This window comes from Enterobacter cloacae complex sp. ECL352, from assembly GCF_020149545.1.
GTDB lineage: Bacteria > Pseudomonadota > Gammaproteobacteria > Enterobacterales > Enterobacteriaceae > Enterobacter > Enterobacter asburiae_B.
Map to the genome: position 1 here is coordinate 4,335,671 of NZ_CP083709.1, position 23,556 is coordinate 4,359,226.

Annotated in this window: 27 protein-coding genes and 1 pseudogene; 6 read left to right on the top strand and 22 right to left on the bottom strand. The window is 55.4% G+C overall.

Annotated features, from left to right (window positions below; all coding sequences use genetic code 11):
* Positions 1–197: 197 nt before the first annotated feature.
* From anmK to pdxY, 5 genes are all read left to right on the top strand, one after another.
* Positions 198–1,322, top strand: a complete 1,125-nt coding sequence (gene anmK / locus LBF07_RS21300) for an anhydro-N-acetylmuramic acid kinase (protein ID WP_087822440.1) — start codon at positions 198–200, stop codon at positions 1,320–1,322.
* A gap of 93 nt (positions 1,323–1,415) precedes the next feature.
* Complete coding sequence (gene mliC / locus LBF07_RS21305; protein ID WP_023335447.1) at positions 1,416–1,739, top strand: C-type lysozyme inhibitor; 324 nt, start codon at positions 1,416–1,418, stop codon at positions 1,737–1,739.
* Between the two features lie 57 nt (positions 1,740–1,796).
* Positions 1,797–2,453, top strand: a complete 657-nt coding sequence (pdxH, locus tag LBF07_RS21310) for a pyridoxamine 5'-phosphate oxidase (RefSeq protein ID WP_024909355.1) — start codon at positions 1,797–1,799, stop codon at positions 2,451–2,453.
* A 125-nt stretch (positions 2,454–2,578) separates the two neighbouring features.
* Complete coding sequence (gene tyrS / locus LBF07_RS21315) at positions 2,579–3,853, top strand: tyrosine--tRNA ligase (RefSeq protein ID WP_094935201.1); 1,275 nt, start codon at positions 2,579–2,581, stop codon at positions 3,851–3,853.
* A 66-nt stretch (positions 3,854–3,919) separates the two neighbouring features.
* Positions 3,920–4,780 (top strand): pyridoxal kinase PdxY, encoded by an 861-nt coding sequence (gene pdxY / locus LBF07_RS21320; RefSeq protein WP_094935207.1) that lies wholly within the window; start codon positions 3,920–3,922, stop codon positions 4,778–4,780.
* A gap of 60 nt (positions 4,781–4,840) precedes the next feature.
* Here pdxY and gstA read toward each other — a convergent pair whose 3' ends face one another.
* The 12 genes from gstA to blr all read right to left on the bottom strand — a co-directional run bounded on the left by gstA (position 4,841) and on the right by blr (position 15,120).
* Complete coding sequence (gstA, locus tag LBF07_RS21325) at positions 4,841–5,446, bottom strand: glutathione transferase GstA (RefSeq protein ID WP_048977464.1); 606 nt, start codon at positions 5,444–5,446, stop codon at positions 4,841–4,843.
* Between the two features lie 105 nt (positions 5,447–5,551).
* The gene (gene dtpA, locus LBF07_RS21330) at positions 5,552–7,060 is read right to left on the bottom strand and encodes a dipeptide/tripeptide permease DtpA (protein ID WP_033145330.1); all 1,509 of its coding nucleotides are present in this window, start codon (positions 7,058–7,060) and stop codon (positions 5,552–5,554) included.
* Positions 7,061–7,651: 591 nt separating this feature from the next.
* A complete protein-coding gene (gene nth / locus LBF07_RS21335) occupies positions 7,652–8,287 on the bottom strand; it encodes an endonuclease III (RefSeq protein WP_094935202.1) in 636 nt (211 codons plus the stop codon).
* On the bottom strand, positions 8,284–8,970 hold the full coding sequence (locus tag LBF07_RS21340; protein ID WP_023617347.1) for an electron transport complex subunit E: 687 nt from the start codon (positions 8,968–8,970) through the stop codon (positions 8,284–8,286). Before LBF07_RS21340 ends, nth begins: the two co-directional genes overlap by 4 nt.
* Before the next feature lie 2 nt (positions 8,971–8,972).
* Positions 8,973–9,593, bottom strand: coding sequence for an electron transport complex subunit RsxG (gene rsxG, locus LBF07_RS21345; RefSeq protein ID WP_048977465.1), 621 nt, complete (start codon positions 9,591–9,593; stop codon positions 8,973–8,975).
* A 10-nt stretch (positions 9,594–9,603) separates the two neighbouring features.
* Positions 9,604–10,656 (bottom strand): electron transport complex subunit RsxD, encoded by a 1,053-nt coding sequence (gene rsxD / locus LBF07_RS21350; protein WP_048979528.1) that lies wholly within the window; start codon positions 10,654–10,656, stop codon positions 9,604–9,606.
* Positions 10,657–12,792, bottom strand: a complete 2,136-nt coding sequence (gene rsxC, locus LBF07_RS21355; protein WP_094935203.1) for an electron transport complex subunit RsxC — start codon at positions 12,790–12,792, stop codon at positions 10,657–10,659.
* A complete protein-coding gene (gene rsxB / locus LBF07_RS21360; RefSeq protein WP_094935204.1) occupies positions 12,785–13,363 on the bottom strand; it encodes an electron transport complex subunit RsxB in 579 nt (192 codons plus the stop codon). Before rsxB ends, rsxC begins: the two co-directional genes overlap by 8 nt.
* Positions 13,363–13,944 carry an electron transport complex subunit RsxA gene (rsxA, locus tag LBF07_RS21365; protein WP_014883581.1) on the bottom strand — a complete coding sequence of 194 codons (582 nt, stop codon included), beginning with the start codon at positions 13,942–13,944 and terminating at the stop codon, positions 13,363–13,365. The genes rsxB and rsxA overlap by 1 nt, the downstream gene beginning before the upstream one ends.
* Positions 13,945–14,020: 76 nt before the next feature.
* Positions 14,021–14,461: a DUF2569 domain-containing protein gene (locus LBF07_RS21370; protein ID WP_048977467.1), complete on the bottom strand. Its 441-nt coding sequence runs from the start codon at positions 14,459–14,461 to the stop codon at positions 14,021–14,023.
* Between the two features lie 86 nt (positions 14,462–14,547).
* A complete protein-coding gene (ydgT, locus tag LBF07_RS21375; protein ID WP_013096896.1) occupies positions 14,548–14,763 on the bottom strand; it encodes a transcription modulator YdgT in 216 nt (71 codons plus the stop codon).
* 231 nt (positions 14,764–14,994) lie between these two features.
* On the bottom strand, positions 14,995–15,120 hold the full coding sequence (blr, locus tag LBF07_RS21380) for a division septum protein Blr (protein ID WP_168112406.1): 126 nt from the start codon (positions 15,118–15,120) through the stop codon (positions 14,995–14,997).
* A gap of 243 nt (positions 15,121–15,363) precedes the next feature.
* On the opposite strand from blr, the gene LBF07_RS21385 reads away from it, so the two are divergent.
* Positions 15,364–16,404: an oxidoreductase gene (locus LBF07_RS21385; protein ID WP_094935205.1), complete on the top strand. Its 1,041-nt coding sequence runs from the start codon at positions 15,364–15,366 to the stop codon at positions 16,402–16,404.
* A gap of 53 nt (positions 16,405–16,457) precedes the next feature.
* Here the strand turns inward: LBF07_RS21385 and add are convergent, their stop codons facing one another.
* The 10 genes and pseudogenes from add to LBF07_RS21435 form a co-directional block, all read right to left on the bottom strand.
* The gene (add, locus tag LBF07_RS21390) at positions 16,458–17,459 is read right to left on the bottom strand and encodes an adenosine deaminase (protein WP_033145337.1); all 1,002 of its coding nucleotides are present in this window, start codon (positions 17,457–17,459) and stop codon (positions 16,458–16,460) included.
* A 96-nt stretch (positions 17,460–17,555) separates the two neighbouring features.
* The gene (locus LBF07_RS21395; protein ID WP_094935206.1) at positions 17,556–18,728 is read right to left on the bottom strand and encodes a MalY/PatB family protein; all 1,173 of its coding nucleotides are present in this window, start codon (positions 18,726–18,728) and stop codon (positions 17,556–17,558) included.
* A 48-nt stretch (positions 18,729–18,776) separates the two neighbouring features.
* Positions 18,777–20,183, bottom strand: a pseudogene (gene malX / locus LBF07_RS21400) (maltose/glucose-specific PTS transporter subunit IIBC); the annotation flags it as partial.
* A 44-nt stretch (positions 20,184–20,227) separates the two neighbouring features.
* On the bottom strand, positions 20,228–21,508 hold the full coding sequence (locus LBF07_RS21405) for a site-specific integrase (protein WP_224435056.1): 1,281 nt from the start codon (positions 21,506–21,508) through the stop codon (positions 20,228–20,230).
* 32 nt (positions 21,509–21,540) lie between these two features.
* The gene (locus LBF07_RS21410) at positions 21,541–21,789 is read right to left on the bottom strand and encodes an excisionase family protein (protein ID WP_022650951.1); all 249 of its coding nucleotides are present in this window, start codon (positions 21,787–21,789) and stop codon (positions 21,541–21,543) included.
* 108 nt (positions 21,790–21,897) lie between these two features.
* Positions 21,898–22,224 (bottom strand): hypothetical protein, encoded by a 327-nt coding sequence (locus LBF07_RS21415; protein ID WP_224435057.1) that lies wholly within the window; start codon positions 22,222–22,224, stop codon positions 21,898–21,900.
* Between the two features lie 9 nt (positions 22,225–22,233).
* Positions 22,234–22,473, bottom strand: a complete 240-nt coding sequence (locus LBF07_RS21420; protein WP_224435058.1) for a DUF4222 domain-containing protein — start codon at positions 22,471–22,473, stop codon at positions 22,234–22,236.
* A 198-nt stretch (positions 22,474–22,671) separates the two neighbouring features.
* Positions 22,672–22,881, bottom strand: coding sequence for a hypothetical protein (locus LBF07_RS21425; protein WP_224435059.1), 210 nt, complete (start codon positions 22,879–22,881; stop codon positions 22,672–22,674).
* An 11-nt stretch (positions 22,882–22,892) separates the two neighbouring features.
* Positions 22,893–23,108 (bottom strand): TraR/DksA family transcriptional regulator, encoded by a 216-nt coding sequence (locus tag LBF07_RS21430; RefSeq protein ID WP_224435060.1) that lies wholly within the window; start codon positions 23,106–23,108, stop codon positions 22,893–22,895.
* Positions 23,109–23,199: 91 nt separating this feature from the next.
* Positions 23,200–23,448, bottom strand: coding sequence for a hypothetical protein (locus tag LBF07_RS21435; protein WP_025760425.1), 249 nt, complete (start codon positions 23,446–23,448; stop codon positions 23,200–23,202).
* Positions 23,449–23,556 lie beyond the last annotated feature (108 nt).

Consider the following 23,556-nt stretch of genomic DNA (forward strand, 5'->3'; position numbering starts at 1 on the left):
ATGGCATAAGGAGCCATAGTTCATATCTTTGCACTAACAATAAGAAAATTGTACTTGAATTTGACTTAACGAGACATAAACAGGATCCGCCCGTGTTACCCGTCTGACATTGTTAAAAAATATTATCGCCGGATGGCAAAGCTGCGCCGTTTATGGTTGAGTGGATATCCTTAGCCCACGCAACGTAAGGAAAGCGCATGAAATCGGGTCGCTACATTGGTGTGATGTCAGGCACCAGTCTGGATGGGGTAGATGTCGTTCTGGCCGCCATTGACGAAAACATGGTGGCGCAGCAGGCGAGCCTGACCTGGCCAATCCCCATTTCACTGAAAGAGGATATTCTGAGTATCTGTCAGGGGCAGCAGCTGACCCTCTCCCAGCTTGGACAGCTTGATGTTCGCCTGGGGGCGCTGTTTGCGGATGCGGTGCAGGCTTTGATGCAAAAAGAACATCTTCGCCCGCAGGATGTGGTGGCCATCGGCTGTCACGGACAAACGGTCTGGCATGAGCCCGGCGGAGATGCCCCGCATACCCTGCAAATCGGCGATAACAACCAGATTGTGGCGAAAACGGGCGTGACGGTGGTTGGCGATTTCCGTCGTCGCGATATCGCCCTTGGCGGGCAGGGTGCGCCGCTGGTACCCGCGTTCCATCAGGCGTTACTGGCGCACCCTACAGAACGTCGCATGGTGCTCAATATTGGTGGGATTGCCAACCTGTCGATGCTCATCCCGGGACAGCCCGTCCGCGGCTACGATACCGGCCCGGGCAATATGTTAATGGATGCCTGGATCTGGCGGCAGTGCGGACAACCGTATGATAAAAACGCGGAGTGGGCGAGCGGGGGAAAAGTGATTATTCCGCTGCTGCAGTCGATGCTGAGCGATCCTTATTTTGCCCTGCCGGCCCCTAAGAGCACGGGGCGTGAATACTTCAACCTGGGCTGGCTTGAGCGTCAGCTGGCGCCATTCCCGGCGCTCGCGCCGCAGGATGTCCAGGCGACGCTTGCCGAGCTGACGGCCGTGTCGATCTCCGAACAGGTTCTGCTCAGCGGCGGATGTGAACGCCTACTGGTGTGCGGCGGAGGAAGCCGAAACCCGCTGGTGATGGCGCGTCTTGCGGGGCTACTGTCGGGTACCGAAGTGACCACGACCGACGAGGCAGGCATCAGCGGGGATGATATGGAGGCGCTGGCCTTCGCCTGGCTTGCCTGGCGCACCATTGCCGGACTGCCGGGCAACTTGCCGTCGGTGACCGGCGCGCGTGAGGCGAGCGTCCTCGGGGCGATTTTCCCGGCAAATCCTCGTCATAATCAGAGTTAACTGAAATTCAGCGCGGCGCGTCATCGTTAGAATGGAACGAAACAGGAGGGCAGCCATGCCCTTCAGGACCAGGAAAGTCTTCGGAATACGCCCATGAAAAAACTTCTTCTTATTGCCGCGCCTTTATTGCTGTCAGGATGCAGCGTCTATAACCAGCTTCTTGAGCGCATGCAGACCGATACGCTGGAGTATCGCTGCGATGAAAAACCGCTGACCGTCAAGCTGAATAACCCACGCCAGGAAGCCAGTTTTGTTTATGACAATAAACTGCTGACGCTGAAGCAGGGCATGTCGGCCTCCGGCGCGCGTTATACCGACGGTATCTACGTCTTCTGGTCAAAAGGCGACAGCGCCACGGTCTACAAACGCGACCGCATTGTGCTGAACAATTGCCAGCTCGAAAATCCGAAGCGTTGAGATTTTTACAGGGGCGGCGCACAATAGCGCCACCCACTCTCAATGTCAGCTAACGCCATGTCAGATAACGACGAACTGCAGCAAATTGCGCATCTGCGCCGTGAATACACTAAAGGCGGCCTGCGTCGCCAGGATCTTCCCGCTGAGCCCCTCGTGCTTTTTGAACGCTGGCTGAAACAGGCCTGCGAAGCGAAACTCGCCGACCCAACCGCCATGGTTGTCGCGACGGTGGATGAAAACGGTCAACCTTATCAGCGCATCGTATTGCTCAAGCATTATGACGAGAAAGGGCTGGTGTTCTATACCAACCTCGGTAGCCGTAAGGCGCACCATTTAGAAAACAATCCGCGTATCAGCCTGCTGTTTCCCTGGCACATGCTGGAACGTCAGGTAATGGTCACCGGCAAGGCGGAACGTCTCTCGACGCTGGAAGTGGTGAAGTATTTCCACAGCCGCCCGCGCGACAGCCAGATTGGCGCCTGGGTATCAAAACAGTCCAGCCGAATTTCCGCCCGCGGCGTGCTGGAAAGTAAATTCCTGGAGCTGAAACAGAAGTTCCAGCAGGGTGAAATTCCTTTGCCAAGCTTCTGGGGCGGTTTCCGCATCCCGATTGAGCAGATGGAGTTCTGGCAGGGGGGCGAACATCGCCTGCACGACCGCTTTTTATACCAGCGCGAGAATGGCGGCTGGAAAATCGACAGACTGGCACCGTAATCCCCGAAATTTGTTGATTTAAGCGCTAGCGCACACCGCGCTTGCGCTTTATTCTATTGTCCTTTCGCATCAGGCGAAAAGTCGTGTACCGGCAAAGGTGCAGTCGTTTATACATGGAGAATTTGATGGCAAGCAGTAACTTGATTAAACAATTGCAAGAGCGGGGCCTCGTGGCCCAGGTGACGGACGAGGAAGCGTTAGCAGAGCGACTGGCGCAAGGCCCGATCGCGCTCTATTGCGGCTTCGATCCCACCGCTGACAGCTTGCATTTGGGGCATCTTGTTCCATTGTTATGCCTGAAACGCTTCCAGATGGCGGGCCATAAGCCTGTTGCGCTGGTGGGCGGCGCGACCGGTCTGATTGGTGACCCAAGCTTTAAAGCCGCTGAGCGTAAACTGAATACCGAGGATACCGTGCAGGAGTGGGTGGATAAGATCCGCAAACAGGTTGCACCGTTCCTCGACTTCAACACTGGTGATAACTCTGCCATTGCCGCGAACAACTACGACTGGTTTGGCAGCATGAACGTGCTGACCTTCCTGCGCGACATCGGCAAGCACTTCTCCGTTAACCAGATGATTAACAAAGAAGCCGTGAAGCAGCGTCTGAACCGTGACGACCAGGGGATCTCCTTTACCGAGTTCTCCTACAACCTGCTGCAGGGTTATGACTTTGCCTGCCTGAACAAGCTGCACGGCGTTTCCCTGCAGATTGGTGGTTCCGATCAGTGGGGTAACATCACCTCCGGTATCGACCTGACCCGTCGTCTGCACCAGAACCAGGTCTTCGGTCTGACCGTTCCGCTGATCACCAAAGCAGACGGCACCAAATTTGGGAAGACAGAAGGCGGCGCGGTATGGCTCGATCCGAAGAAAACCAGCCCGTACAAATTCTACCAGTTCTGGATCAACACGGCGGATGCCGATGTTTACCGCTTCCTGAAGTTCTTCACCTTTATGGACATCGAAGACATCAACGCGCTGGAAGAAGAAGACAAAAACAGCGGTAAAGCACCGCGCGCCCAGTATGTGCTGGCGGACGAAGTGACCAAACTGGTTCACGGTGAAGAAGGTCTGGCCGCGGCAAAACGTATTACCGCAAGCCTGTTCAACGGTACCCTGAGCGATCTGAGCGAAGCGGACTTCGAACAGCTGGCGCAGGACGGCGTGCCAATGGTTGAGATGGAAAAAGGGGCTGACCTGATGCAGGCGCTGGTGGACTCTGAGCTCCAGCCTTCGCGCGGTCAGGCGCGTAAAACTATCGCCTCTAACGCTATCACCATCAACGGCGAGAAACAGGCTGACCCGGAATACACCTTCGTTGACGGTGACCGTCTGTATGGTCGCTACACGCTGCTGCGTCGCGGTAAGAAAAACTACTGCCTTGTCTGCTGGAAATAATTAACAGTCTCCAGGGGCGTGGGAAACCACGCCCCTTTTGTTTTTTCAGGGTTTGGTAAGAAAAAAATGAAGAACATCCTCGCCATTCAGTCCCACGTTGTTTTTGGACACGCAGGCAATAGCGCCGCGGAATTCCCGATGCGTCGCCTCGGCGTCAACGTCTGGCCCCTTAATACCGTGCAGTTCTCTAACCACACGCAATACGGCAAATGGACCGGCTGCGTAATGCCACCTTCGCACCTCACCGAGGTTGTGCAGGGGATTGCCGATATCGACCAGCTTAAACGCTGTGACGCCGTGCTGAGCGGCTACCTCGGCTCAGCGGAGCAGGGGGAGCATATCCTCGGCATCGTACGTCAGGTGAAAGCCGCAAACCCGGCGGCAAAATACTTCTGCGACCCCGTCATGGGCCATCCGGAGAAAGGCTGTATCGTGGCGCCAGGCGTCGCAGAGTTTCACGTCCGCCACGCGCTGCCCGCCAGCGATATCATTGCGCCAAACCTGGTCGAGCTCGAAATTCTCTGCGAGCGTCCGGTTAACAGCGTAGAAGAGGCGGTAAGCGCGTCTCGCGAACTGATCGCTCAGGGGCCTGAGGTGGTGCTGGTAAAACATCTCTCCCGCGCAGGGCTGAGTCAGGACCGTTTTGAGATGCTTCTGGTGACGAAAGATGACGCCTGGCATATTAGCCGTCCGCTGGTGGATTTCGGCCTGCGCCAGCCGGTTGGGGTCGGAGATGTTACGAGTGGTCTGCTGCTGGTGAAATTACTGCAGGGGGCGACGATACGTGACTCGCTGGAACACGTTACCGCGGCGGTGTACGAAATCATGATTGCGACGAAAGAGATGCAGGAATATGAACTGCAGGTGGTTGCGGCACAGGATCGTATCGCGAAGCCGGAGCACTATTTCAGCGCAACCCGGTTATAGCCGGCCAAAACGTGTAGACCGGGTAAGCGTTAGCGCCACCCGGCAACACAGGCAGCTCGGTTAATTCAACCCTTCCGCTTTCAGCGCCGCAGCCACTGCAGGACGCTCTGCCACGCGTTTCATATACGATGCGATATGGTCTAACCCTTCCAGGTTCAGCTTAACCGCGCGCGCCCAGCGCAGCACGGTAAACAGATACGCATCGGCAATCGTGAAGCGCGAACCACAAATCCACTGTTCGTCTTTCAGCGATTCGTTAACGTACTGCAGCTTTTTCTCAAGAAGCGCACGCAGGGTTGGTTTGAACTCCTCTGGCGTATCCGGGCGGAACAACGGCGTAAATCCTTTGTGCAGCTCGGTTGCAATGTAGTTCAGCCATTCCAGCGTCTTATAGCGAGAAATGGTACTCACCGGTGCCAGCAGCTGGCGATCGGGTACGCTATCGGCCAGGAACTGCATAATCGCGACGCCTTCGGTCAGCAGAGTACCGTCATCCAGCAAGAGCGCCGGAACTTGTCCCTTGGGGTTAATGGCAAGAAAATCATCGCCATTTTCCAGACGCTTTTTCATCAGATCAACGCCATCCAGCGTGAAATCTTTGCCGCTCTCGCGCAGGGTGATATGGGAAGCAAGAGAGCACGCGCCCGGTTTGTAGAACAGTTTCATCGGTAACTCCTTTTTGCTGAGGTTTCAGCTATGTTAGTGCGCCAACGGACAAAAAAAAAGCCGCTAATACATTAGCGGCTTCTGTTCTGTCGTTTCTCAATAATCTTACGCGGTAGCGGTTTTGGTCGCTTCAGCCGTCTTGTCGTCGTCCTGAGTCATACGATTCAGTTTCGGCGCGGTCAGCAGCATCAGAACTGCAATAACCGCAGTCGCGATACCAATCTGCATGAACACGGTACCGTAGACGTTCAGGGAGACCAGTGGGTCAGTGACGTTTTCCGGCACAGCCATCAGGTTCGCAATTTTACCCGCAATGATTGCCGCACCGGCAGTGGTCAGGAACCAGCTACCCATAATGAAGCCCATCAGACGCTGTGGCACCAGCTGTGCAACCATCGCCAGACCCAGACCGGAGATCATCAGTTCACCGATAGACTGCAGCGCGTAGCTCAGGATCAGCCAGTTAACGGACACGATACCCGCGTCGGTGGCAAATTTGGTACCCAGCGGCAGCACCAGGAACGCGCCGGAGCACAGCACCATACCGATAGCAAACTTGTGCGGCATTGGCAGACGGTCGCCCATCTTGTTATAGATAGCGGCCAGAATCGGGCTACCAATCATGATCCAGAACGGGTTCAGCGCCTGATACTGTTCCGGCTCGAACGCGATGCCCAGAATTGAGTGCTCAACGTTACGAATGGCGAAGAAGTTCAGTGAGGTTGGCATCTGGCTGTACAGCACGAAGAAGATAATCGCTTCCAGCATCAGAATGAACGCCACAATCATCTTGCGACGGGCAGCACCCTGCATGGCGAACGCTTCTTTCGCAAAGATAACCACGATACCCAGCGCAACCACGCCCAGAACGGCACGGGCGATACCCTGGTTGTGCAGCAGCCAGGTGGCAATTGCCGCGAGGACAACAACGCCCACGATGGTGGCCAGCAGTTTGCCCATATGCACAGGCTCGAAGTCAGGTTTTGAACCGTAGTCTTTAACCCAGCTGCGGCAGAACAGGAAGTTGACCACGGTGATCAACATGCCCACGAAGCTCAGCGCAAACGCCACGCTCCAGCCGAACTTCGCCGCAAGCCATGGGGTTGCCAGCATCGAGAAGAACGAACCGATGTTGATGGACATGTAGTACATGGTAAATGCACCGTCCAGGCGCGGATCGTCTTTGTTATAGCAGGTAGAAAGCAGGGAGGACGGGTTCGCTTTGAACAGACCGTTACCGACGGCAATCGTCGCCATACCCATATACACGACAGCGGCATCATGCCCTGACCATGCAACCAGACCATAGCCAATCGCCAGGACAATGGCGCCCAGCATGATGACGCGTTTAGTCCCGAGGACTTTATCACCCAGCCAGCCGCCAATAGCGACCAGACCGTACACCAGAGCACTAAAGGAAGAGAACAGCGTGATGGAATCGGCTTCGGACATACCCAGCTGTTTTACCAGGTAAACCGCCATGATCCCTTGCAGGCCGTAATAACCAAAACGCTCCCATAACTCGATAGAGAAGATGAGATAGAACGCTTTAGGCTGTTTAAAAGCGTTAAGACTCACGCTTTCATCTGTTGGTTTATTGTTTGCAGTAGACACATATACCTCTTTTTTTACATCCCATATTAACGGGGGTGTTCATAGCGCGATGGCCGTAGTCCATACGCCTTATAGTTATATTGGGAGGAGAAACGGCGGGTAATGTTCACTATCCTGCCCCATCTGGCAATACGTTTGTAATAATCTGTTACATATATCTGAAGTGGTATAATCGTCGGTTCATATAAATGTTATTCAGCGTTAAATTTCATACGATGAGTAAAGGTAGTTTTTTCGACTGGCGATAACCCACCCTGACCGGCTTTTGGCGATATGTTCTGCTATTTTCCGCTTAATGCAGTGATATGGGCCATATTCTGAAAAATAGCTGGTCTTATCTTCGGTGATGGAAGGAGAGTATCTTGTCAGACAAAGGGTTTAGGCGGATTTTGACAACAAAAATTCAACATGAAGTTATCAGGGTGATCGCGATCACAGATGTATAGAAATTTTTGGCTATGAAAAAAGTATTAACCTGTTTGAGCGTTAAACAACCGAACAAGTGACAGGTCAGGGGGAATGAAAGACGGACAAATAACGGCCAAAAGAAGGGTGCCTGGTAGCCCTTCTTTTGGTAAGGGATTGTGACGATCAGGGATACACTTTTTCTTTGTATTCGCAGAGATCTTCAATAATGCACGAGCCGCAGCGAGGCTTACGGGCAATACAGGTATAGCGGCCGTGCAGAATCAGCCAGTGATGGCAGTCAACCTTAAATTCGGCCGGAACCACCTTTAACAGCTTCTCTTCGACCTGCTCAACATTTTTCCCCGGCGCGAAGTTAGTCCTGTTAGAGACGCGGAAAATATGCGTATCCACGGCGATGGTCGGCCAGCCAAACGCGGTGTTGAGCACCACGTTCGCGGTCTTACGCCCCACGCCCGGTAAGGCTTCCAGCGCGGCGCGATCTTCCGGTACTTCGCCTCCGTGCTGTTCCAGCAGGATCCGGCAGGTCTTAATGACGTTCTCGGCTTTGCTGTTAAACAGGCCGATGGTTTTGATATAGGACTTCACGCCTTCCACGCCCAGCTCCAGCATGGTTTTTGGCGTATTGGCGACCGGATAGAGCAGGGCAGTGGCTTTATTGACGCTCACATCGGTCGCCTGTGCAGAGAGCAACACCGCGATCAGCAGCTCAAACGGGGAGGTAAAGTTCAGCTCCGTCGTCGGGTGCGGGTTCTCGTCCCGCAGACGGGTCAGGATCGCAATGCGCTTTTCTTTATTCATGAAGCCTTCTCGGGTGTCCCTTCCAGAACGCTACGCTCAGCCGCGCGGCGCTTACGTTTCTCATCAATCAGGTATTTTATCGCCAGCATCATGCCAAGGCCAATAAACGCGCCAGGGGGCAGCATTGCCAGCAGGAATGGCGTATCGGTGTGGAACACTTCAACGCGCAGCGCTTTGGCCCAGCCGCCCAGCAGCGCATCTGCGCCGTCAAACAGCGTACCGTTACCGAGGATCTCGCGCAGCGAGCCCAGCACGAACATGGCGCAGGTGGCGCCCATTCCAATGGAAAAACCATCCAGCGCCGACATGGCGGGGCTGTTTTTCACCGCGAACGCTTCCGCACGGCCAACGACGATACAGTTGGTGACGATAAGGGGAATAAAGATCCCGAGCGACTGGTACAGGCCAAACGCGTAGGCGTTAATCAGCATCTGGACGATACTGACCACCGACGCAATGATCATGACATAAATCGGAATACGAATTTCCGAAGGCGTCCAGCGTCGCAGGGCGGAGATGGAGAGGTTGGTCAGGGTCAGAACCAGCGTGGTTGCCAGTCCCAGACCGAGCGCGTTGGTGGCGGTGGACGTTACCGCCAGCAGGGGACACATCCCCAGAAGCTGGACCAGCGCGGAGTTGTTCTTCCACAACCCCTGGACAATAACCTCTTTAACCTGGCTCATGATTACTCCTCACAGGCCGGAAGATTGTTGATTTGCGCGGGCAGCGTTTCAGCATACAGCCCGGCTCGTTTTACGGCGTTCACCACGGCGCGCGGCGTGATGGTCGCGCCGGTGAACTGGTCGAACTCGCCGCCATCTTTCTTCACCGCAAACGCGGTATCACCTTCGCCATGGATAACTTTACCGGCGAAGTGCAAAATCCAGTCGCTCAGACGGGTTTCAATTTTATCGCCCAGGCCCGGCGTTTCATGATGTTCCGTCACGCGAGTACCCAGAATAGTGCCGGAGAAATCGCTGCCGACAAGCAGCTGAATGGCGCCGGAATAGCCGTCGGGCGCCGTCGCTTCCATCACCGCGCCTACCGGTCTATTCCCTTTACGGGCGATAAAGAGGCGGTGCGCGCCTTTCCCAAGCTGGGGCGCGTCTACCACAAAGCAGCTTTTTTGTAGATCATTATCGTAGAAATCTGACGGGATGACCTGATCGAACAGCGCCTTTTGCTGCTTTGAAGCCTGCTCTTCGATGGTCGTTTTGGTTAACGTGTTAACCAGGGCCGTCAGCCCGGTCAGGACCGCGGCGAAGACAGCCAGCGTGACGCCGTGCTTTTGCATCGTTTTTAACATGGCGAAACCCTTAGCGATGGCCGTACACGCGCGGACGCGTGTAATAGTCGATGAGCGGAACGGTAATGTTGGCAAGCAGGACGGCAAACGCTACGCCGTCCGGGTAACCGCCAAAGCTGCGGATCAACCATACCAGCAGGCCCGCCAGCGCGCCGAAGATCAGGCGGCCGCGGTTAGTCGTTGACGCCGTAACCGGGTCCGTCAGGATAAAGAAGGCACCCAGCATGGTCGCCCCGGAGAGCAGGTGCATCTGCGGGCTGGCGAGTGATTCAGGAGAGAAGACCCATCCCAGCGTCGCGCAAACCGTCAGCGTCACGAGGAAGCTGACCGGAATATGCCAGCGAATGGCTTTTTGCTGCAGCAGGAACAGGCCGCCCAGCAGATATGCCAGGTTGACCCACTGCCAGCCTGCACCCGCCAGCATGCCGCTGTAAATCGCGGATTTCATGATCTGATCAACGCTGTGCCCGGCATGCAGGGACGTTTTAAAGGTATCGAGAGGCGTCGCCTGGCTGATGCCGTCCACGCCCATGCGCAGGGCGTTCATATCAGCGCCGAGCGCCGTATGGCCGGTAAAGATCACGTGCAGGGCATCCATAAAGCCCGGAACCGTGGCCGCAATCTCGTGCGGTGGCAGCCAGCTGGTCATCTGCACGGGGAAGGAGATCAGCAGCACCACGTAGCCAATCATCGCCGGGTTAAACGGGTTATGGCCGAGCCCGCCGTACAGCTGTTTGGCAATGATCACGGCAAACACGGTACCGAGCACGACCATCCACCACGGGGCAAACGGCGGAATACTGATGGCGAGCAGCAGGCCGGTCAGCAGCGCGGAGTTGTCAGCCAGAATGCGTGACACCGCCATCTTACGCAGCTTCAGGACGAGTGCTTCCGCCGCGACGGCGCTGGCGCAGCCCAGGGCTATCTGGAACAGGGTTCCCCAGCCGAAAAACCAGCACTGAACGGCAATGCCCGGCAGCGCGGCCAGGCAGACCAGCATCATAATGCGCGATGTCTGACGCTGGTTGTGGGTGTAAGGGGAACTTGCGATTCTGAAAACCATTTAATCCTCGTTTACGGCTTGCTGTGCGGCTTTCTTCGCCTGAACGCGCGCAATGGCGGCGGCGACGGCGGCCTTGCGCGGGTCATCGTTGGCGGCCTGCGGCTGTTCTTCCTGCTGCGCAGCCTTACGGGCTTTGGCGCGGGCAATCGCTGCTTCGACGGCGGCTTTACGCGGGTCGACCGGTGGTGCTTCTGCCTCTGATACTGCCGCTGGTGCCTGCTGCGCAGCCTTGCGGGCTTTGGCGCGGGCAATCGCTGCTTCGACGGCGGCTTTACGCGGGTCGACCGGTGGTGCTTCTGCTTCTGATACTGCCTCTGGCGCCTGCTGCGCAGCCTTACGGGCTTTGGCGCGAGCAATCGCCGCTTCAACGGCGGCTTTGCGTGGGTCGACCGCTTCTTGCTCGACGACTACCTGCTGCTCTCCAGCTTTGCGGGCCTTGGCCCGGGCTATCGCCGCTTCAACGGCCGCTTTACGCGGGTCGACCTCAGTATCTGCCTGAACCGTTTGCGCTTTTTCCGCCTGACGCGCGCGAGCCGCAGCCTTTCGCGCTTCGCGGGCGGCAATCGCTTCGCTGTTATCCGGTTTTTCCCCGGCCTGGATCACCACCGTCTGGGCGGCATCGGCTTTTTTCTCGCGAACGCGCGCCAGTGCGGCGTTGATCGCATCCTGATCTTTCCCGGCAGGCTGAACGGCGGCCTGCTTATGGCGTTCCTGACGGGCGATTTTTTCGCGCTCCAGTCGCGCCTGACGCGCTTCGAAACGTGCCTTGGCTTCTGCGGCGCGTTTTTCTTCCATGGAGATGGCATAAATCTCGGCCTTCTCCTGACGGAAGTATTGCACCAGCGGAATGTTGCTTGGGCAGACCCAGGCGCAGGCGCCGCATTCAATGCAGTCGGCCAGGTTATGGGATTTTGCCTTGTCGTGCAGCTGGCCTTTACTGTACCAGTAAAGCTGCTGTGGGAGGAGATCCGCCGGGCAAGCATCGGCACAGGCGCTGCAGCGGATGCAACCTTTCTCTTCCTGCTCTTCACCCATTTCGGTGGGGGAAGGGGCGAGCAGACAGTTAGTGATTTTCACTACCGGAACGTCCAGCCACGGCAGCGTAAAGCCCATCAGCGGGCCACCCATGATCACCATCTGGTCGCTGGCCGGGCAAAATTCAGCCTGTTCCAGCAGATGGCGCACCGGCGTACCCAGACGCGCCCAGACGTTGCCCGGACGGGAAACCGACTCGCCGGTCAGCGTCACCACGCGCTCGGTCAACGGCTCGCCGTCAATCACCGCGCGTTTCACCGCATAGGCGGTGCCGACGTTTTGCATCAGCACGCCGATATCCGAAGAGCGTCCGCCGTGCGGGACCTGCTTGCCGGTGAGAATTTGCGTCAGCTGTTTTGCGCCGCCAGAAGGGTACTTGGTCGGGATAACGCGCAGGCTAATATCATGACTGCCCGCCAGCACGGCGCGCAGCATCGAGATGGCCTGCGGTTTATTGTCTTCGATACCAATCAGCACTTCCCGCGGCTTCAGAATGTGCGCCAGGATGCGGATGCCTTCCACCACCTGAGCGGCGCAATCCTGCATCAGACGATCGTCGGCGGTGATATACGGCTCGCACTCGGCGGCGTTGATAATCAACGTCTGGATGTTATCGCCACCGCCGCGCAGCTTGACGCCGGTAGGGAAGCCCGCGCCACCCAGCCCGGCGACGCCGAACTGATGAATTCGCTCGATAAGGGCTTCGCGGCTGTGGGAGCGGTAGTCGCTCCAGCCGTCACGATCGATCCAGCGGTCTTCGCCGTCGGCTTCAATGATCACGCTCAGCTCCGACAGCGCGGACGGATGAGCCACCGTATGAGGGGCAATCGCCACCACTTTACCGGAGGTAGGGGCGTGTATCGGCAGCATACGTCCACGGCCAAAGGTCAGCGGCTGACCGCGAAGAACCGTATCGCCTTCTTTCACGCACAGCTCGCCCTCAGCGCCAATATGCTGTTTGAGCGGCATGACGTAACGCGTCGCCAGCGGAATTTGACGCAGCGGCGTGCCGTTGGACTGGGTTTTCATCTCTGGCGGATGGATACCGCCGTCAAAGTCCCAAATCTTCTCTTTTCTGAAAGCAGAAAATAACTTAAGCATGTTGTTCCACAGGAATGATGCGAACCGGAATGGTTTGAAGATCCCACTTCCAGCTTTCGGTAGTCGTTTCAACCGGGCGCAGCTCGATACATTGCGTCGGGCAGGGGGCCACGCAGAGGTTACAGCCGGTGCAGAGGTCCGCCACGACGGTGTGCATGGCGCGGGTGGCGCCGACAATGGCGTCAACCGGGCAGGCCTGAATACATTTGGTACAGCCGATACAGTTTGCCTCGTCGATCACGGCGAGGGCGCGAACCGGCTCCTGCACCTCCGCATCGCCATCAACGGGCTGCGGATCGACGTTAAGCAGGGTCGCGATTTTCAGCATCACCGCTTCGCCGCCGGGGGCGCAGCGGTTAATTTTTTCACCCTGAATGCCTACCGCTTCGGCGTAGGGACGGCAGCCCGGGTAACCGCACTGCCCGCACTGGCTTTGCGGCAAAAGCTCATCAATTTTCTCAACAACAGGATCGTCCTCTACCGCGAAACGGCGGGAGGCGTAACCCAGGATAAGGCCAAACACCAACCCCAGGACGCTGATAGAGGCGATGGCAATCCAGATAGCATTCATTACAACTTCACCAGACCACTAAAGCCCATAAAGGCCAGAGACATTAAACCCGCGGTCACCAGCGCAATCGCGTTACCGCGGAAGGGCGCAGGGATATCCGCTGCCGCCAGACGCTCGCGAATCGACGCGAACAGGACCATAACAAATGAGAAACCGACGGCGGCGGAAAAACCGTACAGCGCCGACTGCATAAAGTTATGGCCAAGGTTGATGTTCAGCAGCGCAACGCCGAGAACGGCGCAGTTGGTGGTGATCAGCGGCAGGAAGATACCCAGCAGGCGATAGAGGGCCGGGCTGGTTTTACGCACCACCATTTCAGTAAATTGCACAACAACCGCAATGACCAGAATAAAAGCCAGCGTACGAAGATAGATTAACCCCAGCGGGATGAGGATCCAGGTATCAATCAACCACGCGCAGATGGACGCCATCGTCATGACGAAGGTTGTCGCCAGCCCCATGCCCATCGCCGTTTCCAGCTTTTTGGACACGCCCATAAACGGGCACAGGCCAAGGAACTTCACCAGAACGAAGTTGTTAACCAGCACGGTGCCGACAAAGAGCAGTAAGTAATCGGTCATTATTTAGCCTGAAATAAAAAAGCCGCCTATTATCGGACAAACTCACGCAGGCGACAACAGGTTATCTGTAAGGTTATTACGGGTTCACGAAGGTGTTTTTTACCCGCGTCGAACGTTTGAAATAGGGGACCAGCAGCGCGGCCGCCAGTAACGGGAAAAGCAGCTGACGAACGGCCAGAGCGTCTGATACGGGCGAAAAAGCAAAGGCTTTAACCGCCAGCAGAACCGAAATCAGCAGCCAGATAATGTAGTGTTTAGGTACACTTTTGCGGCGCTTAAAGAAGGCGATGGTCAACCACAGGGTGTAGTACCACATACCAATCGCGAAAACGAACGACACAAACCACATCGCAATACTCAGCACGCTTTGCGACATCAGGGTCTGGATGGCGTGAGGGGTAATCAGTGCGGTGGTATACAGCAGCAGCGCAAGTGATGCGCTTAATAAGGCAACCAGCAGCCATGCCAGTGGGGCGATTAACCAGCCTCCAATGCGTTCTCCAGGCGTTGCGGTCATGAACTCTCCCATAATCTGCGCGGAATGTTGTACAGCCAGTTTGCAGGGCGGAGAGTATATAACATTTCGCGCGGATGGCTACTTTCTTATAAAACGTAACGCCATACGGACTTAGGCACTTCACCCACGTTGAACAAACGACCTCCGGAAACCAGCTCCGCACGGCGATGGTCAGCAGCGCGATACATATTAATGATGTCCTGATTATCCGACAGGGTGTAGTTCAGATGGTCAAACAGTTTTTCCAGGCTCTCAAGCGAATTGATCTTGCGAAATTTTAATAAATAGTCCTGAACTGTCATATTAATAAGTTTCCATATAAAAGTGAGTAATACCAGTTAAGGTAATTCGTTCGAATAATAAACGGATTAATAAAGACGTAAACAGCCCACTCAGGTAACGCGACGAAATTAGGAGTTTTCTTTGCTGAAATTCAGGCATCAGACGATGCCTGGAAGAGAAGGTTAACCGTGTTCACCAGGGCTGGCAATAAGTAACTGACATATTATGTCACTCTTTATTGCAGTAACCGGTTACTTAGGTTGGGCGACTGTGACAGGCTCCGGCGGCTGGTAGTTATCGATATGGCTGGCAACGCCCAGCAAAATGACCGAAACCCCAAGGACAATCCATCCCGCTAATTCAATGATTCGATTAATAATTGACGTCATGATTCGTAGTTGTACTTTATCCATAAATACAGGTCGCAAATGTTACAGCGACGTTTCCCCGACGGCAAGCGCTTTGGGAACGGTTCCCTTAAACAAAATCAGTGGGTTAATACTATGTAACAAAAACAACCCCTACAACCTGCTATTTTAAGTCATATGGCACATTATTAATCTGTGGTAATGCCAGGCTAGCCAGTGTGAAATAAGAACGTCATAAAAGAGGACGGCACTATGAGTGATAATATCCGCGTTGGGCTTATCGGCTACGGGTATGCAAGCAAAACGTTTCATGCGCCTCTGATAGCCGGGACGCCGGGGATGACCCTGGCTGCGGTATCCAGCAGCGATGCCGCTAAAGTCCATGCCGACTGGCCTTCCGTGCCGGTTGTCTCTGAGCCAAAACACCTTTTCAACGATCCAAATATTGATTTAATCGTTATCCCCACCCCGAACGACACCCACTTCCCGCTGGCAAAGGCCGCGCTTGAAGCCGGTAAGCACGTGGTAGTCGATAAGCCCTTTACCGTCACGTTGTCTCAGGCTCGCGAGCTGGATGCGCTGGCAAAAAGTCTGGGCAGGCTGCTGTCGGTATTCCATAACCGCCGCTGGGACAGCGACTTTCTGACGGTAAAAAGGCTTCTCAGTGAAGGCACGCTAGGGGAGATCCTCTTTTTTGAATCGCACTTTGACCGCTTCCGTCCGCAGGTACGAAACCGCTGGCGCGAGCAGGCCGGTCCGGGCAGCGGCATCTGGTACGATTTAGCCCCGCATCTGCTGGATCAGGCCGTCAATCTTTTTGGTCTGCCGGTGAGCATGACGGTCGATCTGGCCCAGCTCCGGCCCGGAGCGCAGACGACCGATTACTTCCACGCGGTGCTCAGCTACCCGCAGCGGCGGATTGTGCTGCACGGCACGATGGTCGCGGCCGCGGAATCGGCCCGCTACATCATTCACGGCACGCGCGGGAGCTACGTGAAGTTTGGCCTCGATCCGCAGGAGGACCGGCTGAAAAGCGGTGAACGTTTGCCGCAGGAAGACTGGGGCTATGATATGCGCGACGGCGTGGTCACGCGGGTGGAAGGTGAGGAACTGGTAGAGGAGACCTTGCTGACGATCCCGGGCAACTATCCGGCCTATTATGCGGGCATTCGCGATGCGCTGAACGGCACGGGCGAAAATCCGGTTCCGGCCGGCCAGGCGATTCAGATTATGGAACTGATTGAGCTGGGTATTGAATCTGCCAAACATCGCGCCACGCTCTGTCTGGCATAAGCTTTAAGGGCTGTTGTAGGCCGGGTAAGGCGTAGCCGCTACCCGGCAAATGCTCAACCGCGAGCCACTTTATCTTTAAGCGCCTGTTTCTCTTCAGGCGTCAGGAAGGCGATCTCCAGCCCGTTGATCTGCGCCTGACGGATCTGCTCACGGCTCAGACCCGCCTGCGGTGCGGCGATGTTGTATTCGTGGATGATATCCACGCCCTGAACCGCCGGGTCGTCAGTGTTCAGCGAGGCCAGCACGCCGTGCTCAAGGAACGTTTTCAGCGGATGATGCGCCAGCGTTGCCACGGTGCTGGTCTGAATGTTAGACGTCAGGCAAGACTCAATCCCGATACGCTGCTCCGCCAGGAAATCCATCAGGGCGCGATCTTCTACCGCCTTCACGCCGTGGCCGATACGCTCGGCGCCCAGCTCGCGGATGGCCTGCCAGATGCTTTCCGGGCCAGCCGCTTCACCCGCATGTACGGTAATGTGCCAGCCGGCATCGCGCGCGCGGTTGAAGTGGGAGAGGAACAGACTGCCCGGGAAGCCCAGCTCGTCACCAGCCAGATCGACGGCGGTGATGGCATCGCGATGGGCCAGCAGCGCTTCCAGCTCCTGCAGGCAGGCGGCTTCGCCGAACGTACGGCTCATAATGCCAATCAGACGGGCCTGAACGTCGAAGGTTTTACACCCTTCGCGCACGCCTTCAATCACGGCTTCCACCACGCCTGCAACGGGCAGGCTGTGGGTCATCGCCATATAGCCCGGCGAGAAGCGCAGCTCGACGTAATGCAGGCCATTACGGGCCGCATCTTCAATGTTCTCAAACGCCACGCGGCGGCAGGCATCCAGCGAGGCCAGCATCTTCACGCCCCAGTCGAGTTTGCTCAGGAAGCTGACCAGGTCCGGTTCATTGGAGGTTACCTGTACGTGAGGGATCAGAGACTCAAGCGTCTGAGCAGGAAGCGTTAAATTGAACTGGCGGCCAAGATCGAGGATGGTTTGGGCACGAATGTTACCGTCAAGGTGACGATGAATATCAGTTAAAGGCAGGCGTGTATCAATCATGGTCGCACTCTTTTCTGGTTAAAGTGCGCCATATTATAAAAACAAAACGGGGTAAAAAGCTATTTGCGCAAGGGAATATTCCGTTGCGCAAATTGATTACAGGAGCGTGTTAATCCCGGCAATGAGGCGTTGCACCCCTTGTTCAAGCTTGCTGCGCGGACAGCCGGCGTTCAGGCGAACAAAGCCGTTTCCCTCTTTGCCGTAGGTATATCCCGGCATGATGGCGACTTTTTGCTGCTCGATCAGCACTTTTTGCAGCGCCTGATCGTCAATGTTCAGGGGGCGCAGGTCAATCCAGGCCAAGTAGGTCGCTTCGGGCGGCTGCCAGTTCAGTTTCGGAAAGGCGCGGTTTACTTCCTGCGCGATATACAACAGATTCTCTTCCAGATAGCCCCGCAGGGCATTCAGCCACGGCGATCCCTGCTGATAGGCGGCGATATGCGCCGTCAGCGCCAGCACGGAAGGGGAAGAGAGTCCGTCCCGGCCTTTTAGCGCGCTAAGATAACCGTTACGGCTCTGTTCATCGCCAATCAGGCCGTAAGCGCCCGTCAGCGCTGGAATATTAAAGCTTTTCGAGCCGGAAGTGAGAAGCGCCCATTTGCCGCGCGCCACCGCGTTCCACGGCGTGTGACGATGCTCTCCCCACACCATATCCATATGAATTTCATCGCTGATAACCGCCACGTCATAGCGTGCGCACAGTTCCGCCATCTGCGTCAGCTCGTCCCGCGTCCAGACCTTGCCGGTTGGGTTTTGCGGGCTGCAAAGCAGTAAAATTTTGTTTTCAGGTTTCGCCAGGGCCGCTTCCAGCGCCGCCATATTTCCCTGCCAGCCTGCTGCGTGCTTTTCCATCTCCACGGGCACCACATGACGCGCATTCCCTTCAATGGCTTTGTAAAACGCGTCGTATGCCGGGGTGTGTACCACCACGCCGTCGCCGGGGTGTGACCAGAGACGAATCAGCTCTGACACCATGTAGATAACGGAAGGACCATAAACGACGGTTTCCGTATCAATCTGGCTGTTAAAGCGCTTCTGGAACCAGTGCGCGACGGCGGCGAGAAACTCATCGTTCTTCCAGCGGCTGTAGCCCAGCACGCCGTGATTGATGCGCTGATGCAGCGCGTCGGTAATGCAGGGCGCGGTGGCGAAATCCATATCCGAGATGGTGAAAGGCAGCAGATCGGCCGCGCCAAAGCGGTCGGCGACGTAGTCCCACTGCGTACACCAGGTGCCGTGTCGATCCACGACGGTAGAAAAATCAAACATGACGTGAGTCCTTAAAGTAAAACCCCCTCATGAGAGGGGGCTGAGGCATCAGGCTTCAACTGTTCGCATCAGGGTTGCCAGCTCATCCTTCACCGACTGGACCTGCGGGCCGATAACCACCTGCAAATTGTGCTGATTTAACTGTACCACGCCGATGGCCCGGTTGGCTTTCAGGGCGTTGGTATCCACTTTTGACATATCCGCCACCGACAGACGCAGGCGGGTGATGCAGTTATCCAGCGAGGTGATGTTATCCGCGCCGCCCAGCGCCGCCAGAATGGCCGGTGTGTTATAGCCGGATTTGCCCACGGTCCCGGCAACCGCCTGTTCAACGCTGCTCGCCGTATCGGTATCGCGGCCAGGCGTTTTCAGGTTAAAGCGGGTGATGGCGAAGCGGAAGATGCCGTAGTAAACCGCAAACCAGATAGCCGCCACGACCGGCACCAGGTACCACTTGGTGGACAGGCCGTGCAGGATCCCGAACACCACGAAGTCGATCACGTTGCCGTCGGTGTTGCCGATGGTCACGCCCAGCACCGCCATCACGGTAAAGCCCAGACCGGTCAGCACCGCGTGGATGAGGTACAGCACCGGTGCGACGAACAGGAACAGGAATTCGATTGGTTCGGTGGTACCGCCCACGACGCAGGCGATCACGCCGGAAATCAGCAGGCCTTTAATTTTATGACGGTTTTCCGGGCGAGCGCAGTGGTACATCGCCAGCGCGGCACCCGGCAGGCCGCCGAGGAAGGCAGGCATTTTACCCTGAGACAGGAAGCGGGTGGCGCTTTCGGAGAAGCCGTGGGTGGTCGGGCAGCTCAGCTGCGCCTGGAAGATGGTCAGCGCGCCGCTCACGTCGTGACCGCACACCTCCATCGTACCGCCCGCTTCGGTGAAGCGAATCAGGGCCACCAGGATATGCTGCAGGCCAAACGGCAGCAGCAGCCGCTCGCCGGTGCCGAAGATCATCGGACCGAAATCTCCCGCGCCGTTGATGATGCGGCCAATACCGTTGATGCCCATCGCAAAGACCGGCCAGATCAGCGGAATGATTAAACCGAACAGACCCATCACCACCAGGGTAACAATCGGCACAAAGCGGGTACCGCCGAAGAAGGCCAGGGCATCCGGCAGCCGGATATTATGGAAGCGCTCGTGCAGCATCCAGATAATCACACCCGCGATCACCGCCCCGAGGATCCCGGTATCAATAGACTGGATACCGATCACGCTCTGAATGTTGTTGGCTTTAAGTACGGCAGCGTCGGTGGTCGGCAAAATGCCTTTCGCGGTCAGCCAGAAGTTAACCGCCAGGTTCATCACGGCGTAGCCCACAAACCCGGCAAACGCCGCGACGCCTTTGTTCTCGCGCGCCAGGCCCAGCGGGATAGCGATACAGAACATCACGGGCAGGAAGCTAAACGCAAAGGAGCCGACTTTACTCATCCAGATGAATCATGATTGAAGTGATATTAATATGTTAAATCAGATAGTTAAGGTTATGCGGTTTTTCTATGGGGCATCAGTGGGGCATTTTGAGTAAATGATGCGTTCAAAATGCCCACCTGGTCATGGTTATTCTCGGTCATCCATTTACCGTAAACCGTGAATAGCATTTGCGCTGACGAATGGCCCATCTGGTGCGCAACGAAATTTGGGTTCGCTCCGGCGACCAGTGCCCAGCACGCATATGTGTTCCTGGTTTCATAAGACCGTCTTTGTCGGACGCCTGCACGACGCAGGGCAGTGCGCCAGGCTGAATTAATGGATCCGGGGACGTAGCACATCGTCTTCTTACCGTTCATTGAAGTAATGGACGGCGAGAATATAAAGGTGCATTCATCGGTTCTCTTTTTTTTGTATTCCCGTAGGCTGACGCTTACCTTGTGGGATGCCATCATTCTGGTCAGTGGCATTTGCGCCTTGAGTGCATCAATTGCTGGCTGGGTCAGCTGTATTGTTCGAATCCCGGCGTTGGTTTTTGGCAGGGTGAAGTTTCCCTTCAGGGAATAGTTCCGTGACACTGTAACAGTCCAGTTGACAGTATCCACATCCTCCCAGGATAACGCGCTTAGTTCGCCATGCCTGACGCCTGTATTTACCGCAAAGATAACCATATTCTGAAACTGTAGCGTTGGGCAGGCCGCAACCACTCTCTGATACTCATCAGAAGTAAGAGGATCTGGAATGGGTCTTTCTTTTGCGAGAGGGGTAATACCTGTCATCAGATCAGTTTTCAGGTATCCACTTTTGAAAGCAAAGCCCAGCATCCCGCCAAGGCATGCCATATAGCTATTGACTGTAGGAACGCTTCTTCCCTTTTTGGGTGGATGATTTAGGCCATATCTGGTCTTCTGCCATCCGTTCAGTAGCTCCTTCCTGGCACTAAGGATATCTTCAGTGTTCAGGCTGCCGATATACCTGTGCTCACCAATTGTTTCGATAGTGGTTGTGAGGTGGCAATCGTAACGCCTCAACGTCCCGAGGCTAAGCTCCATCTCTTTAAGCCCAAGCCATTTCGATTTCAGTTCAAGTAGTGAGATTTGCTTTCTGACAGTGCTGAATTTCTCTGCGTTCGATGAATCAGGGAATTGCGAGGCATAATTGAATGTGCCTGTCTTTATCGCAAAGCAGACTGAAGCCCGAAGTTCGCCTGCCATTTTCCTGTTTTTTGGCGTGTCAGGAACGCCGAGATTTTCCCTGACACGCTTCCCCTGATATATGAACCATATGCGTAACGATTCGCCATGAACCTCTACGCCTGTTGGGTATGCTGCCATAATCATTCCTCGTTTGATGTGCCAAAGGACATTTAAGCAGATATTCTCCGGCGTTTCGCTGGGCTTTGGTGCTCGATCCAGTGGTTTATCTCATCGCGGTTATACATGATTGGGCTGTTTTGCTTAGGTGCCATATCAGGGGCAACATGGCGATAATGCTTTCCCTCCATCCAGGTAGACCGGCGGGCATGCTGAATCATGTGCTTTGACATGCCGGTTGTCGCAGTTAAAAGTTCCTCTGTGACCCATTTATTCGGTACCAACTGAATAATGTCGCTCATGGTTTTCTCCAGGCAAAAAGAAGCCGCCCGTAGGCGGCAATAACATCAAGGGATGTGAGGCGGTGCTTTCGCACCCAATAGCCAGCTCATAACTGGCTATCAGTTGCGTCACATGATGAATCCGGTCACCACAACCATTTCGATGCGGCCCTCATAAACAAGGATTGGCTCGCCAGTATCTACAGCTGAACCATCCCACTTGCCCACTTCTTCATGAGCAAGACCGCACTCAGTCGCCGCTTCCGCTGAATAGTCATTAGGCGATCCGAGTCGAAGGTTTACGCGTGAGATTGCATTCTCAATGTCCTCGTTATCCACCGAATTAATGTAATTGCCATGCGATAGCCGCAAGTCCTTCAAATCTTCTTCGTTTGCTTCAACGATAAAAAGGTCAGTAGTTTCGGGGACATTTTCAAAAACTATCAGTACTTTCATGCTCTCTCCTCATGCCGCACGCATAGCGCGAAGCGATTTAATGTGTTCGCTCGTCTCCAGTTCGGCGCGTATCTGAGCCGCCTCACGGTGATCGAGGTGCTCAAAGTCATTATTGAATCGGTCGATTGAAGCGGTGTTGATCCGGCCCTGTCGCCAGTAGCGGACTATCTGTGAAGTGCAGCTGTGGATGATGACGGGCCAACCTGAATGGTCAGCGTAAATCTGACCCCGTTGAATTAGCTGAAGCATTGGTAAGCTCCTGACTGCGTTTTAATTCCTCGCGGTATGCAGCAACCTCTTTAGCTTTCCTTTTCTGCCTTGGTGATGGCTTTGCGTGCTCCCAAACAAAAGGCCAATTGCTACCCCACACCTGCCAGCGTCTATTGCTGATCCGGTAGGTGTTGTTGATGTGGGCGCCAACCAGCCGACGGGCCTTCCTGTTATCCATCACTCTTCATCCTCCAGGTCTGCCACGGCATCCATAACATCGGATCCGCGAATCATCTCGAACGCCCGACAAGCCATTTCGAAACACAGGCGCTCATGCGGGTGAGGGGAGTTCCAATACTCAAATCCAGGCCGGTGCGAATAGCCCTGCATCGCGTAAAACTCCCCGGAAAGCTCTATCGCGGCGTCTACCAGTTCGCGGTTGGTCATTACCTTTCCCATCACATCCCCCTCTGCTTATTCTTGAGTTCGATCTCTTCCTGGCACTCCGCGCAGGTCTTGCAGCCGGGAACGGCAGCGCGACGCGGCTCGGGAATTGGTTCGTCGCATTCTTCACAACACTCAGCTGAAATAGCGTTGCGGTTCAGTCGGTGAGCGGAAAGGGCAGCGTTACGCTGAAGCTCTTCAATCTCTGCTGCTGTATCGATGATGTCCATGGTCAATGCTCCCGGAACTGTCGGTTAATTCGGTTGAAGGTGAATGCCAGCAATAAAAAAGGCCTAGTAAGCGACCTGGTGATTAATGCCTTCATGCTTGCCCTCTCTTGATATAAGCCACAGGAATGTGTGTGCATTCATATCCAGACGAAAGGAGGTCAGCGTAAACTTTATCGACAACGCGCTTGTCTCGATTGCACTGGTGAGTACCACCGCGTTTTGATTTGAAATACATGCCATCTTTCGTAAGCCAGTAGTTATCCAGCAATACCTCAGCACCATTTCGTGGGGTGGTAATGTCGGTCAATGGGAATGGTTTAATGAATTTTTCCATGCTCATGCTGCACCGCCTTGCCCACCGACCAGAAATGCACAGTCCTTCTTGTGCTTGTTACAAGACCAAACTACTTCATCATCGCCACGGAAAATATTCACTTCCACGGTCGTT